The 13817-nt window shown below is 57.6% G+C and carries 18 protein-coding genes and 1 tRNA gene; 5 read left to right on the top strand and 14 right to left on the bottom strand.

Translation table 11 applies throughout. From position 1 onward, the window contains the following. The 4 genes from ACR0ID_RS18445 to ACR0ID_RS18460 all read left to right on the top strand — a co-directional run. On the top strand, window positions 1–293 hold a 293-nt coding region (locus tag ACR0ID_RS18445; protein ID WP_480607733.1), incomplete at its 5' end, for a universal stress protein. Between the two features lie 888 nt (window positions 294–1181). Further along, window positions 1182–1802, top strand: coding sequence for a hypothetical protein (locus ACR0ID_RS18450; RefSeq protein ID WP_480607736.1), 621 nt, complete (start codon window positions 1182–1184; stop codon window positions 1800–1802). Window positions 1803–1970: 168 nt separating this feature from the next. Beyond that, complete coding sequence (locus ACR0ID_RS18455) at window positions 1971–2165, top strand: hypothetical protein (RefSeq protein ID WP_480536734.1); 195 nt, start codon at window positions 1971–1973, stop codon at window positions 2163–2165. Next, on the top strand, window positions 2165–3256 hold the full coding sequence (locus ACR0ID_RS18460; protein ID WP_480607739.1) for a tyrosine-type recombinase/integrase: 1092 nt from the start codon (window positions 2165–2167) through the stop codon (window positions 3254–3256). Before ACR0ID_RS18455 ends, ACR0ID_RS18460 begins: the two co-directional genes overlap by 1 nt. A 41-nt stretch (window positions 3257–3297) precedes the next feature. Here the strand turns inward: ACR0ID_RS18460 and ACR0ID_RS18465 are convergent. The 6 genes from ACR0ID_RS18465 to ACR0ID_RS18490 all read right to left on the bottom strand — a co-directional run bounded on the left by ACR0ID_RS18465 (window position 3298) and on the right by ACR0ID_RS18490 (window position 6425). After that, window positions 3298–3372, bottom strand: a tRNA-Phe gene (locus ACR0ID_RS18465). 79 nt (window positions 3373–3451) lie between these two features. After that, entirely contained in the window at window positions 3452–3634 is a 183-nt protein-coding gene (locus ACR0ID_RS18470; protein WP_480607742.1) for a DNA gyrase inhibitor YacG, read from the bottom strand. Then, window positions 3631–4653: a ribonuclease E/G gene (locus ACR0ID_RS18475; protein WP_480607745.1), complete on the bottom strand. Its 1023-nt coding sequence runs from the start codon at window positions 4651–4653 to the stop codon at window positions 3631–3633. Before ACR0ID_RS18475 ends, ACR0ID_RS18470 begins: the two co-directional genes overlap by 4 nt. Next, window positions 4650–5228, bottom strand: coding sequence for a Maf family protein (locus tag ACR0ID_RS18480; protein ID WP_480495053.1), 579 nt, complete (start codon window positions 5226–5228; stop codon window positions 4650–4652). The genes ACR0ID_RS18475 and ACR0ID_RS18480 overlap by 4 nt, the downstream gene beginning before the upstream one ends. An 11-nt stretch (window positions 5229–5239) precedes the next feature. Further along, the gene (gene infA, locus ACR0ID_RS18485) at window positions 5240–5458 is read right to left on the bottom strand and encodes a translation initiation factor IF-1 (RefSeq protein ID WP_005978431.1); all 219 of its coding nucleotides are present in this window, start codon (window positions 5456–5458) and stop codon (window positions 5240–5242) included. A 91-nt stretch (window positions 5459–5549) separates the two neighbouring features. After that, complete coding sequence (locus tag ACR0ID_RS18490; RefSeq protein ID WP_480607749.1) at window positions 5550–6425, bottom strand: carbon-nitrogen hydrolase family protein; 876 nt, start codon at window positions 6423–6425, stop codon at window positions 5550–5552. Window positions 6426–6741: 316 nt separating this feature from the next. Here ACR0ID_RS18490 and ACR0ID_RS18495 point away from each other — a divergent pair, with 316 nt between their 5' ends. Further along, entirely contained in the window at window positions 6742–8112 is a 1371-nt protein-coding gene (locus tag ACR0ID_RS18495) for a KAP family P-loop NTPase fold protein (protein ID WP_480607752.1), read from the top strand. Between the two features lie 55 nt (window positions 8113–8167). Here the strand turns inward: ACR0ID_RS18495 and ACR0ID_RS18500 are convergent, their stop codons facing one another. The 8 genes from ACR0ID_RS18500 to murA form a co-directional block, all read right to left on the bottom strand. After that, window positions 8168–8761 (bottom strand): GNAT family N-acetyltransferase, encoded by a 594-nt coding sequence (locus ACR0ID_RS18500; protein WP_480607755.1) that lies wholly within the window; start codon window positions 8759–8761, stop codon window positions 8168–8170. Beyond that, window positions 8754–9152, bottom strand: coding sequence for a ketosteroid isomerase-related protein (locus tag ACR0ID_RS18505; RefSeq protein WP_480488382.1), 399 nt, complete (start codon window positions 9150–9152; stop codon window positions 8754–8756). The genes ACR0ID_RS18500 and ACR0ID_RS18505 overlap by 8 nt, the downstream gene beginning before the upstream one ends. Continuing rightward, window positions 9149–9607 carry an arsenate-mycothiol transferase ArsC gene (locus tag ACR0ID_RS18510; RefSeq protein ID WP_209505795.1) on the bottom strand — a complete coding sequence of 153 codons (459 nt, stop codon included), beginning with the start codon at window positions 9605–9607 and terminating at the stop codon, window positions 9149–9151. Before ACR0ID_RS18510 ends, ACR0ID_RS18505 begins: the two co-directional genes overlap by 4 nt. Window positions 9608–9610: 3 nt before the next feature. After that, the gene (locus ACR0ID_RS18515) at window positions 9611–10090 is read right to left on the bottom strand and encodes a UPF0262 family protein (RefSeq protein ID WP_480520976.1); all 480 of its coding nucleotides are present in this window, start codon (window positions 10088–10090) and stop codon (window positions 9611–9613) included. Between the two features lie 98 nt (window positions 10091–10188). Further along, entirely contained in the window at window positions 10189–11490 is a 1302-nt protein-coding gene (gene hisD / locus ACR0ID_RS18520; RefSeq protein WP_480607758.1) for a histidinol dehydrogenase, read from the bottom strand. A gap of 61 nt (window positions 11491–11551) precedes the next feature. Further along, the gene (locus ACR0ID_RS18525; protein WP_480607761.1) at window positions 11552–12073 is read right to left on the bottom strand and encodes a GNAT family N-acetyltransferase; all 522 of its coding nucleotides are present in this window, start codon (window positions 12071–12073) and stop codon (window positions 11552–11554) included. Then, complete coding sequence (locus ACR0ID_RS18530; protein ID WP_480607764.1) at window positions 12074–12550, bottom strand: DUF2948 family protein; 477 nt, start codon at window positions 12548–12550, stop codon at window positions 12074–12076. Next, window positions 12547–13815: a UDP-N-acetylglucosamine 1-carboxyvinyltransferase gene (gene murA / locus ACR0ID_RS18535; RefSeq protein ID WP_480539493.1), complete on the bottom strand. Its 1269-nt coding sequence runs from the start codon at window positions 13813–13815 to the stop codon at window positions 12547–12549. The genes ACR0ID_RS18530 and murA overlap by 4 nt, the downstream gene beginning before the upstream one ends. Between the last annotated feature and the right edge of the window lie 2 nt (window positions 13816–13817).

A 13817-nucleotide genomic window follows, 5' to 3' on the forward strand; every position in this document is an offset into this window, starting at 1 on the left:
TCCAAGAGCCAATTCCGGCGTATGTAGGGTCTCAGATTCCCAGCGAAGTACTTGCCAATACGCGGCATGAAATCCTGGAAAACCTGCATCAAACAGCTTCTGAAATTCCAGGCGCGGAAACTCGGCTTATCTCTGGGCATGCGGGCAGGGCTATTGTCGACTTCGCAAATGAGAGCGACGCGGATTGCATCGTCTTGGCCTCGCACAAGCCTGGTTTTGAGGACATATTTCTAGGTTCCACTGCGAACAGAGTCGTGCATCACGCCAGGTGCTCGGTTCACGTAATTCGCTGAACCAAACCTTGCGGTGCGAGATCTTGATCGAATGGCCTCTTTCTTCGTTAGTGTTGATTGTCACTGAGCGGCAATTGAGGAGACGAATTCCCGATACAACTACTGGCACTTTGGAAAGCACTGTTTTCCGGGGCGCTTAAATGCGGGCTCGTTTGCCGCAAGTTGGCAGGGAAAATGGGGCGTGTATGTAGCTTACGACATCTGCGCAAGCGACATACAAAATGGTCGACTTGATGCCGCTGTGGCACAAGCTGTCTTTAGGTAAGGGTTTCTATTCGCAGACGCCCAAGCCGACTGCCAGCGTATCAAGAAAATTATCGAGACTTGGCTGAAATCCGGGGCGTTGGTCACAGGGCAGAAAACAGGTGCTCAACGCAAGCCTGTCCCAACTGTGGAGGTAGGCGAATGGGCAACGGTATGATGTGCGCCACCACCCAAAAATCATGGGTGGCGCAAGGTGACGCTAACACCCCCAAAAACAGTTGCGCTACCACCACCTCCCCTAAAAGGGGCGGGGGTGGTGGTGGCGCTGCGCCACCTGTCCGCTCGCGGGGTGGTCCAAAACAAAGTTGCAAACGCGACGGCGAGATGTCGGCAGGGACCTTGCGAAGACCACGGACGAACAATTTTCACGCGTCATGGGGTTTGCAGACTATGTTAATAAATGCTGTTGTTTATTGATGGGGAGACCGACGAAGCTGGAAGTCAAGATACGTTCGCTCTTTCAAGGCGATCCCATTGATTGGTGTGAAATTCGGTCACGTTGGCGGTCGTGCCCAGCAGAGGCGCACAAGCACCCAAGCGTTGTCTTCAGATAAAAGGGTAACTTCGAATCCAAACACAATGTGTGTATTGACATCTCCTAAGTGATCATTACACACTTAGGGAATGAAGTCTGGTCATCTGATAAAAACGATATCGAATGCGCTTGGTATCGAGCGAGCGACAGTTCACTTTGTTGCAAGGAAGCTCCGCGAAGCAGGCTTTCTGACGACAGGAGCGCGTGGTGTGAACGCACCGGAAATGACAACGCGTGATGCTGCGAGGCTTACGCTTGCGCTCATGACAGGCGCTCCACCAAACCGTATAGTCGAGACTTTTGAGATTTACCGTCAATTCCGGAATGATGAGTTCGAGCAGATCGAAACTGCAAGTGTAATTCAGCGTCTCGATTTCAAGCGAGAAAACAACGCCGAAGACTTCCTTGTTTACCTATTCGATTTCGTGTCGTCGCATCGGGACGAAGTGGATTCAGATATATCAATATATAACTTAAAATATAACGTCCATGAAAGACCAGCATACGTGATTTTTAAAAACGCCGGATTAGAAGTGTATTTCACAGCGGCTCACTTTCCCGAAATGGAAAAGTATGAATTCGAAGGTTACCCGACCGCGTGGCATAAGTCAGGGATTGCCAGATTATTTGAAATGGAAGGCATGCATGTCGAGCGCCAGATTTCGTTTGGAGAGATAGAGGCTATTGCTTCAGAGTTTGGATCTGAGTGATGCGACAAGTAGTCGAAGAAAACCAACCGGCCAAAACAGCGCCAATTGATCCTCGGGGTAAATTGACCCTGAACGGACATCTTGGTCAACGCTATGGAACAACGAGCGTCTTGGGAGGCACTAGCAGTGGCTAACGCTAGTCTCACTATCAACGTTAATGAGAAACGCATGCTGAAACAGTCTGAGGCGGCGGTTTACACTGGACTTCCTCCAAAGCTCTTCAAAACAACGTGCCCCGTCCAACCAATTGAAATGCGGCCCGGCACAGTCCTTTGGGACAAGCGCGATCTGGACAATTGGATTGATACAATGAAGGAAGGGGCCGAGATGGCAACGCAGGACGTCATTCTTGGCAAGTTGTAATGACACGTGTCAGGGTTAGAGGTTTCAAGATATTCGATGATCGGCACGGGAAACCGCGCTGTTATCATCGCGCCACGAGTCACAAGATCGACCTGGAAAAAACTCCGTTAGGATCGGCTGAGTTTTTTGCGGAATGTGTCCGCATTGCTGCCATTGTAGAGGCGAAGAAGGCGCAAGCACCTAAGCCGGGAACCCTTGGCGGTCTGGTCAATTCCTATTTCCAGACTGAACACTATGGCAATCTGTCGGACGCCACCAAGCGCGACTATCGCAAGTGCTCTGACTTCCTGCACCCAATCCGGGACACGCCTGTTTCCGCAATAACGACGCCCCTCGTTTCGGGCATCCATGACAAAGCGGCGGACAAGATTGGCTGGCGGCGAGCAAACATGGTCCGCACCTTCCTGAGTCAAGTGTTTCGTTATGCCATTCCGCGCGGTCTGATCGACCGGGATTATGCGGCAGGTGTCATTCCCAAGCCGCGCCCGAAAAATCGGCCCTATGCCAACCGGCCTTGGACGGTGGAAGAACGCGCAGTTGTGCTGGATCGGGCCGCCCCGCACGTTCGAGTGGCGGTGGCGTTGATTATGAATACCGGCCTTGATCCGTCCGATGCGCTTAAGCTGACCCGTCGCCAGATAGACGGCGACACGATCTGGGGCGTCAGGGGCAAGACGGGCCAGGAAGTTGCCGTTCCAATCGGTCCGACGCTGCAAGCGGCTCTGGATGCTGCGCCCACGCACGACGCCGTGACCATCCTTGCCTCATCAAACAGAAAGCCTTGGACCTACAACGGCTTTTCGACGGTCTGGTACCGCTTCAAGAAAAAGCTGGAAGCTGAGGGCGCTGTGCAACCCGGCCTGACACTCAAGGGGCTGCGGCATACCGTGGCCACGACACTGCGAGAAGCAGGGCTTGAGGAACGCCAGATTGCGGACCTGCTGGGGCAAAAAACCCCATCGATGGCTCGCCATTATTCCCGATCCGCCAACTTGGCAGAGCGTAACCGGATAACGATGGAAACTCTGGAGAAGGAGAACGAACGCCGATCAAAAATTGTCAAACCCTTCAAGAAAACTGTCAAACCCTGAAAGGTTCAAGGATGAATATTGAGCATTATCAAGAGTTTGAATGGTGCCCGGGGGCGGAATCGAACCACCGACACGAGGATTTTCAATCCACTGCTCTACCCCTGAGCTACCCGGGCACGGGAACGACGTTTGTCGTTGGGTGGAGGCGTTCTATGACTTGCTACCGGCAGTGTCCAGAGGCTTTTTTACATTTTTTCAGTGCGGTCGCATTGTATTGTGTTCGTCCGTATCGCCCTCGGTCTCAGGGTCGTCTTCACGCTGAGACGTGACCGCGTAAGAGCCATTCAGCCACTTGGCCAGATCAATGTCTGCGCAGCGTTTCGAACAGAACGGGCGGAACTTCTTTTGCGTTTCTTCTCCGCAGATCGGGCAGCTCATTTCAGGATCTCAGCGACAGGTAACCGGCTGCGTTTGCGCTGCAACTCGAAATGCCCCAGAGGTGTCCACCCCGCCAATATCGTCTCGTCCGGATCCGACTTGAAGGCGGCACGCAGGGCGGATTCGAACCCTCGGCGGTCTTTCTTGGGCATTGGGGCCAGATCCAGTGTGATCTGCCCTGCCAGCCCACGCACACGCAACGCACGTGGCAAAGCTTTGGCACAAGCGAAGTTGGCTTTTGTTCCTGCCGCCAGCGACGTATCCGCGCCTGTGTTCACATCTACGGCCACCAATGCGCGGGTTGGTTCGATAAAAAGGTATCCGCCTCCGGGGAGAGGTTCGGAGATGCCACGGGCGACATCCAGCGCATCCAGCACACCATGGGTTTCAAAACTGCCGGTTTTCGTCACAACCTCGGCAGGGTCGGTCCAGTCGCGCCATGCCAATATATGCGGGCTGTCACCTTCGCTGAGCAGTTCGACGTCGGACCCCTCGTCGTTCATCACTTGTTCAGCTTGCGCAAGCATGGCCGAAATGTCGTCGGCAATGTCACCGGCATCCGCATCCATGCAGCACGAGCGGAGGATCAACCCATAAGGGCTGTCGCCCATTTGTTCATGCGCGATTTCAAGCAGTTGATCCCGCTTGTCTTCATCCTTGATGCTGCGCGAGATGTTCAGGCCCGGCGCGTCGGGTGTGACAATGGCAAAGCGGCTTTTGAACAGGATACGGTTGGTTACAGGGATGGCCTTGCCAGGCTCGGCATATCCGCCAACCTGCACCAAAAGCGTGGCACCCGGCGCCAACCCTTTGACTTGTCGCAGAAAAGCTGGGCCGTCGGGTGTGGTCAGGAACATGCCGCCCTGCCCCTTGACCGGTCGATCGGCACGGGCGCGATAGATGGTGCCGGGCGCGGGTGCGTCGGCGGCGATCAGGAGATCATCAAGCTTTCCGTCGACCATCAATGCCGCGGCCTCGCGGTCTTGGATATGGTCCAGAACGATGGTTCGACCCTTCATGATGCCTCGCTATATAGTGGGTAGCCGATCCCTTGCAGCAAGGCGGCGGTCTCGGACAGGGGCAGCCCCACGATGCCAGTGAACGAGCCCGAAATCCATGGGATGAATGCGCCAGCAGGGCCTTGGATCGCGTAGGCCCCGGCTTTACCCTGCCAATCACCGGTCGCTAGGTAGGCGTTGATTTCAACGTCCGACAGGCGTTTGACCTTGACCTGCGAGACGACATCACGTTGCAGGATGCGATTCCCGCGCCGAACGGCGACCGAAGTGATCACCCGGTGACGACGACCGGACAAAGCGTACAGGAACTCTGCGGCCTGACCCTCATCCTCGGGCTTGCCCAGAATACGCCGCCCCAGTGCAACAGTCGTGTCCGCGCAAAGCGTGATGTCGTCGCTATCCGATTGAACTGCCTTTACTTTTTCACGCGTAATGCGGCTGCAATACGGAACAGGAAGCTCACCCTTCAGCGGTGTTTCGTCTATGTCAGGGGGGCGGATGGCGTCGGGCTGCACGCCAAGCTGCGCCAGCAGGTCCAGCCGCCTTGGGCTGCCCGATCCCAGGATAAACGCCATCTCGGCAGGCGTTATTTGAAGCGGTAGTTGATCCGACCCTTGGTCAGATCATAGGGGGTCATCTCGACCTGAACCTTGTCGCCGGCCAGAACACGGATGCGGTTCTTGCGCATCTTTCCTGCCGTATGTGCGATGATTTCATGGCCGTTTTCCAGCTCGACCCGAAACGTCGCATTAGGCAGGAGTTCCTTCACGACACCGGGAAATTCGAGCGTATCTTCCTTGGCCATGTTGTCTCCATCATTAGGTTGCGCCCGCAGAATCTGCGGGGATGTGCGCTTAAATGAGCCTATTTTTCCCTTATTTCAAGGGCGGATTCATCTAAAGGGTGGATAATGTGACCGTTTCGACTCGGGCGTCCTGCTCTGGCCAATGGGTCCGGTTCAGCACGTGGCCATCGGCGCGGACCTCGGCGATGGCGGACAGGTCGACATCCGCATAGGTCCAGCCGGGCTGATTCAGAGTGCCCTCGGCCAGCACTCCGGTGGCTGGGAACCCCTTGTCCGGCGGGCCGAAAACGCCGCCCATGCCGGTATTCATGTCCACAGCTTCGGACCAGCCGTTTGCTCCGACCAGCGATGACATGACCGTAACACATTGATTTTCCAAAGCTCTTGACATCGATCCAATGCGAACACGCCAATATCCCGACAGCGCTTCGGTGCAGGACGGTACAAGGATCATATCCGCTTCGCTGAGTGCGCGGCCCAGCAAGGGAAACTCGCTGTCATAGCAGATCAGAACACCGATTTTGCCCAGCGCGGTGTCGAACAGCTTGAGTGGACCACCCGGCGCAATGTCCCAGTCCTCGCGTTCAAAGCGGGTCATGATCTGCTTGTCCTGATGGTCGCGGCCACCGTCCGGGGCGTAGAACGCGGCGCGGTTCACCGGGCGACCGGACCCATCCACAACCGGGGCCGATGCGCCCAGAATGTACGTTTTGTACGTGCTTGCGAGGCGCGAGTGCAAATTTTGTACATCCTCGAACCGGTCCGAAACCGCGCGGATCGAGCGTTCGAGATCACCCGCCACCTCGGCACCATCGAGCGTCGACACCTCCATCGCGCCGTATTCGGGGAACACCAGCAGCCCGGCCCCCTGCCCGGCAGCCTCGGCAACCCAGCGGTCCAGCTTGTCCTCGTACTGCGCCCAGCTGTCGAGCCAGTCGAGATCATACGCTGCGGTTGCGACTTTCATTGATGGGATCCCCTTGAGCCGATGTGTCGAGGCACTAAACCGTGAGAGCCGCCGTGTGTACAGATCAAACTGGCGCTGAGGTTGGGTGAGAGGCCTTATCTGCCATTTCCGTTCTGATGAGATAATGTCGATAAAGTTTGCAGAACACAGCCACAAACAGGGCCTCCACCACCTTTTTCCCTCACTTGTCATCCAAGAAACATGTTGCGCGAATTTTCTAGACGAGGCTGTATCATTCAAAGAAAAGATCGTGGCTTTTTGCGCACGGGTAACTTCGACACTTTGCTTTGAAAATTGTTTTTAGGTGAGGCCTTTCATGAAAGATAACAATACTCAAAACCCATGGGAACGAGACCTTCTTGGTTATGAAGCTATCGGTGAAGCTTACACAAACCTAATTCAATCGATTGACGACTCAAAGGTAGTTTCAATTGAGGCTGGGTTTGGTCGTGGCAAGACATTCTTTCGCGAGGCTTGGGCTGCTCATCTTAGGAACGCCGGTGAAGTGGTCATAGAGATTGATGCACAGCAATCTGACCACTCAGGTGATCCTGTAGTGACTTTTCTTGCTGCACTGATGGAGAGTTTGGAACCTGCCGACAAAACGTTGTGGACGAAGGCGATTTCAAAGGGAACCGTGTTTGCGCTTGGCACTGCAAAACTCTTCGCCAGTTTTGCTGCTCGCAAGGCTGGCGAGGAAGCTGTTGATGCCATTGAGAGCTGGTTAAAAAGCGATAACGACGAAAGCGAACTTGATAAAATTGTCGCGGATTTTAGCAAGGAAGCATCAAAGTCATTAAGCGCACAACTAACAGCGCAAATTGCGGCGGAGCGCGTCCGCACTCAAGAAATGCCTGACCAAATGAAAGCGCTGAGACAGGCACTGACGGCAGAGAAGAACACCCAACGAGTGGTAATTCTGATTGATGAGCTCGACCGGTGCCATCCTGAGTATGCAATTTCCTTACTTGAAGCGATGAAATTGGTCTTCAATCAAGATGGTTTTGTTTTCGTACTCATGGTAAACGCAGACCATCTGGAACGACTGGCGGGGCGCCTTTTCGGTGCTGTCACAGATGATGAGCGGTACCTGGACAAGTTTGTTGACATTCGGCTGCAATTGCCAACAACCGATGAACATATTGGGCAAGCCGCATTTGAATTCGTAAGAGCCTTGCCATTCGGACAGCCATTCGGTGACGGTCCGGAGTTCTCTGTGGAACGGGCGGCCGATTTAGCAAGGACTTTGGCGCCAGTCAGTAGGCTTACTATGCGGCAAATAAAGCGACTGTTGCTCAAGGTTGAATTGGCGCTGCGGTGCTATAAAGATGTGCCGTTAGATGCGCCTCTACTTGTTTTTTTAGCTTTCCGAGATGCCATGACATCGAAACCGTTATCTGAAAATTTCTTACCAAGAGCGAGATTAAGCAAAAAGTTTGTGGATGGCCTCAAAGAACGACACGACCGATCGGACCCAATGAATGATGAGAAAATACTACAAAATAGACTAAATAGCTTTATTCACGACAATTGCACAGAACTCCTTAAGCTGCCAATTGACCGTTATCGATTGCCGGAAAAGGACAAGAATTACTACGACTGGGAAAAGGTTATGTACTTGGCGGATCATTATCTGGATTCTCACCAGAATATTCTGAATGCAGTTCATCGGATTTCTGTTGAGTAACTCGAACCGAGTAGGCTCAAACACGCACCGACGCCATTACCCACCAACCCGAACCCTACAAATCCCTGATCCAGAACTGCAACGGCTTCAGCGTTTCTCCCTCTTCCCCGATATCCTTCCACGAGAATTGGGCGATTGCGCCGGGTAAGGGCTTGTATCCGCGGGCGCGCCAGAAGGTATCCAGTGGGCGGTAGTGGTCGGGGCGCAGGGGGTGGTCGGTGGGGCGTTGCACGCTGCAAAAGGCGCATTTGGCAAAGCCCAGATCGCGGGCGTGCCCCTCGCGCGTGTCGAAGAATTTGTGGCCGACGCCCTGCCCGCGATAGTCGGGCAGCAGGACGGATTCAGCGCAATAGAAGATCTGCGACAGGTCCAGCCCGGTGTCTGCGAAGGCCGCGGCGAAATCGTCGGCGTGGTCGGTCAGCGGCGCACCGGTCGAGGCGCCGATCAGGCGGTCGCCATCGAAGGCGCCGACCACGATGGCCTTGTCGCTGTCGCGGTAGGATTGCAGGTAATTGCGTTCGTATTCCAGATCGCCGTCATAGAGATAGGGCCAGGCGTGAAATACCCTGATCCGCAGGCGGGCGACATCATCCAGAGCGGCCCCGAGTGCCGCTCCGGTCAGGGGGCGGACGTCACTGACGTCAGCCATTCGAGACCTGTTTGGTCCAGTCTGCAAGGTTATAGAAGGTGGTGACGCGGGTGATCTTGCCGTCCCTGAGGTCAAAGAACGACCCGGCAGGCAGGCGATAGGTCTGGCCGTGCGCGTCGGGCAGGCCCTCGTCGGTTTCCAGATAGGTGCCGTTGACGATGAATTCGGCCGCGGCGCGGGTGCCGCCCTGAGCCTCGAACACGACGATGTCGGTCAGGTTTTCTCGGTAGCAGCGGTTCATATGGGCGCAAAAGGCGGCGAACTTGTCCTTGCCGACGCGAATCTGACCTTCGTTCACGTGATGGGCCACGTCATCGGACAGGCAGGCCAGCATGCCATCGACGTCACCGGCGTTGAAGGCATCGAAATAGGTTTTGACGGTCTGGTTCATGTCCCCTCCGTTGGTTCGCCCCAGCGGTCTTTCAGATGCTGAATGATCTGGTCGCGGGTCTGTCGGTAGTGGTGTAGCTTTTGTTCGCGGGTCTCGCCCATCCCGGTAGGGTCCATTATTGGCCAATAATCGACATCGAGGTGGAAAACACGGGTCAGTTCCAGCGCCTGCCGCTGGCTGGCGGGTGAAAGCGCCACAACCAGATCGAACGAGCTGAGGTCATCGCCCCATTCCTGCATCTCGTCAAAGGAGCGCGACCGGTGGCGGGACAGTTCCACGCCGACCTCGTGGCAGACCGCGATGCTGAAGCCGTCGATTTCCAGATCGTTATGCACACCGGCGGACTGAACATAGGTGCCGGTGCCATAGAATTTCTTCATCAGCCCCTCGGCCATCGGGGACCGAACCGCGTTGTGGTCGCAACAGAACAGGACCGACTGCGGCAGAGGCTTCACGCGTCAGCCCCCAAAATGCAGAACGCAGATCAGCGTGAACAGGCGGCGGGCGGTGTCGGTGTCGACATCTGCCTTGCCTTCCAGCCGTTCCTGCAAAACACGGCTGCCTTCGTTGTGGATACCCCGGCGGGCCATGTCGATGGTTTCGATCTGGCTGGGTGGCAGCGATTTCACCGCGTCAAAATAGCTTTCGCAGATCTGGAAGTAATCCTTGACCACCTGCCGGAAGGGGCCGAGCGACAGGTGAAACTCGGCCGCTTTTTCGTTGGCCTCGGTTTCAATGTCGAAGACAAGCCGTTTGTCGCGGATCGAAAGCTGGAGGTGATAGGGGCCCTCGGGCACAACGCGGTCGTCGCGTTTGGGCAGCGAGAAGCTGTTTTCTTCCAGCAGATCATAGATGGCGACCTTGCGCTCCTGCTCGATCTCGGGCGTTGGCGGCGGCAGATTTCTATCATCCAGTTCGATATGCGAGATGCGGGTCATCTTTACAGTCACATTCCTTGCGTCAGCACAGACCTATAACAATGATATTCAACGGGCAACGCACAGAAACACCATATGAGCCCGGTCTTTGCGTCATTTCAGCCATTCAAGCGGTTCAGGCGCGCGGTGACCGAGAGGCCATGCGCCTCGAGGCTTTCCGAGCGCGCCAGCTGTTCGGCGGCAGGACCGATGGCACGCAGAGCTTCGGGGGTCATCTGGCTGAGCGTGGTGCGCTTGAGGAAGTCCATCACGCTGAGGCCTGACGAAAACCGTGCCGAGCGGGCGGTGGGCAACACGTGGTTGGGACCGCCAACGTAGTCGCCGATGGCTTCGGGTGTGTACTGACCCAGAAAGATGGCTCCGGCGTGGATGGTTTTTTCGCTCAGCGCGCGCGGGTCGGCCACGCAAAGTTCCAGATGTTCCGGGGCAATGCGGTTGGACAGGGCGGCGGCCTCGTCCAGGTTGCGCACGGTGATCACCGCGCCGAAGTCGCGCCAGCTGGCCCCGGCGATGGCGCGGCGTTGCAGGGTTTCCAGCCGTTTTTCGACCGCCTGCGCGACGGATTGGCCGAATGCCGCATCGTCGGTGATCAGGATCGACTGCGCGCTTTCGTCATGCTCGGCCTGGCTGAGCAGGTCCAGCGCAATCCAGTCGGGGTCATTGTCCTTGTCGGCGATGACCAGAATTTCCGAGGGGCCCGCGATCATGTCGATGCCGACCTTGCCAAAGACGCGCCGCTTGGCGGCGGCGACAAAGGCGTTGCCCGGCCCGGTGATCTTGTCGACCGGCGCGATGGTGTCGGTACCATAGGCCAGCGCCGCCACGGCCTGCGCGCCGCCGATGCGATAAACCTCATCCACACCAGACAGTTTTGCTGCCAGCAGCACCAGCGGGTTCACCTGTCCGTCCGGGGTGGGCACCACGATGGCCAGCCGTTCCACACCGGCCACCTTGGCAGGGATCGCGTTCATCAGCACCGATGACGGGTACGAGGCCAACCCACCCGGCACGTAAAGCCCTGCGGCCGAAACAGCAGACCAGCGCCAGCCGAGTGTTGCGCCCGTCGCATCCGTCCATTCCTGATCCTCGGGCATCTGCCTTTCGTGATAGGCCCGGATGCGGGAAGCCGCCAGTTCCAACGCCGTGCGATCTTCGTCCGAGACCTGCGCCACCGCATCCGCGATGTCCTGTGCGCTGAAGGCCAGTGTTTCGGGTGTCAGCGTCAGCCGGTCGAATTTGGCTGTCAGTTCGATCACCGCCGCATCGCCCCGGTTGCGCACATCGTCGATGATCTGCGCCACGACCGCATCCACATCCGGGCTGTCCTCGCGCTTGGCCGAGAGCAGGGTCCGGAAGGCGGGTTCGAATTCGGGCGATGTGGTATCAAGGAAAACGGGCATGATCTGGCACTCCGGGCGTTGCGCATTGGGACATATCGCCCGGAGCGCGCGGCCTCAACCCTCAGTCCCCAAAGTGCAGCGATTTGCGCATCGGGTATTGCGGAATGCCGTGCCAGTCACCGGGCCGGCCTGCCGGTTGCCATCCCTGTTTCAGATAGAACGCGTGCGCCGTTTGGGTGGCATCCAGATGCGCCTCGGCACAGCCGCACACAGTCAGTTGCCGTTCCAGCCGGTTGAGCAGCGCACGCCCCACCCCCTGCCCCGTATGATCCGGATCGACATAGAGCAAAGTGACCGTCCCAGTTTCCAACAGCCCCCCGACGGCGGCCACCTGCCCCCGGTGTTCGGCCAGCCAGATCTGCGATCCGGGCCTGAACCAGCCCCGTATGGTGGCCGGGTCCTTGTTATCGGTCCACCGCCTTTGATGGTCCGGGTCATTCTTGTGATCGGCCGCGCAAAGCTGCGTGATCGAACGGATCAGAACCCGGCTGAGGTCGAACACGTCGAACACGGTGGCCGGACGCAGGGAGATCCCTTCGGACACCTTTGAAAACGCCTGAGAAATCCCGCGCTTGTTCTGCATCTATTCGGGGTGATGCGGGGCCTGACGGGATGGGGCCTGATAGGGGCGCGTGACGTCCTTGAGGGTGGCATCCAGGGCCTCGACTGTCAGGCGGATCGCGCCGTCACCGGCCAGCGTCAGCAGGACATGGCCCGCGCCATCCTCGCCGGGTTCGAAAACAACTGACATCAGCGACATGACCATGTCGGTGTCACCGCGATCAATGCCCTGACTGGACACCGAGAGAACCGAACCGAAGACCAGCACCGACTGCACCCGTTCAAACGGGCGGTCGCGGCGGGCGGCGGCATCCTTGTCTTCCCAGCGGAAGCGGTTCAGCAGCAGGCCAAAGCGGCGCTGCGCCGGTTGCCACTTCATCTCGGTCACAGGAAACACGGCATCCTGCGCGAGGGTCGAGATTACCTGAAGGTCATCTGCATCCTCGGCCCCAAGATTTAGCGGCGCCTCGCGCCCGTCTTCAAAACTTGCGTCTGTCATTGGCCCTTGATCCGTTCAATCTTTGCACCCACGCCTTCCAGCTTGCGCACCACATGTTCATATCCGCGGTCCAGATGATAGACCCGGCTGACCGTTGTTTCGCCTTCTGCCGCCAATCCGGCAAGGATCAGCGAGACCGAAGCCCGCAGATCGGTCGCCATCACCGGCGCCCCTTTCAGGCGTTCAACACCGGCGACCGTGGCGGTGCCGCCATGCACCTCGATATGCGCGCCCATGCGCACCAGTTCGGGGGCGTGCATGAAGCGGTTTTCGAAAATGCGTTCTTCGAGAACCGAGGTGCCCTCAGCCGTGCACATCAGCGCCATCATCTGCGCCTGCAAGTCGGTCGGGAAGCCGGGGAAAGGTTCGGTCACCACATCCACCGCGCGCACGCGCCCGTTTTTGCGGACCACTTTCAGACCGCCTTTGGTTTCTGAAACGCTGACGCCAGCCGCATCCAGCTTGGCCGCAAAGGACTCGACCAGCGACATGCGCCCGCCCAGCAATTCCACCTCGCCGCCACAGATCGCCGGGGCCAGCATATAGGTGCCCAGCTCGATCCGGTCGGTGACAACCTGATGTGTGGCCCCATGCAGCCGATCGACGCCCTGAATTTCGATGGTCGAGCTGCCTTCACCAGAGATCTGGGCACCCATCTTGCGCAGGCATTCAACCAGATCGACGATCTCGGGTTCGCGCGCGGCGTTCTTGAGCACCGTGGTGCCCTTGGCCAGCGTGGCGGCCATGACGATGTTTTCTGTTGCTCCGACAGAGGCAAAGCGCATCTGATGCACGGCGCCTTTCAGACCGCCCGGAGCCTTGGCGTGCAGATAGCCGTCCTTCAGCTCGATCTCGGCGCCCAGCGCCTCGAGCCCTTCGACATGCAGGTCCATCGGCCGTGCGCCGATCGCGCACCCGCCGGGCAGAGAAACAACCGCCTGCCCGAACCGCGCCAGCAAGGGGCCCAGCACAAGGTTCGAGGCGCGCATCTTGCGTACGATGTCATAATCGGCGGTCTGGCTGGTCAGGCTGTGGCTGGACATTGCAATCACCTGACCGTCCTGCAGCGACGACACCTCGGCCCCCAGCGATTGCAGCAGCGCGGTCATGGTCTTGATGTCGCTCAGCCGCGGCGCATTGGTCAGCGTCAGCGGTTCTTCGCTCAGCAATGTTGCGGGCATCAGCGTCAGGCACGCATTCTTGGCCCCCGCAATCGGTATCTGACCGTTCAGCGGGCCATTGCCCGTTACCAGAATCGAATCCATCT

The organism is Ruegeria sp. AL2 (genome assembly GCF_056540845.1).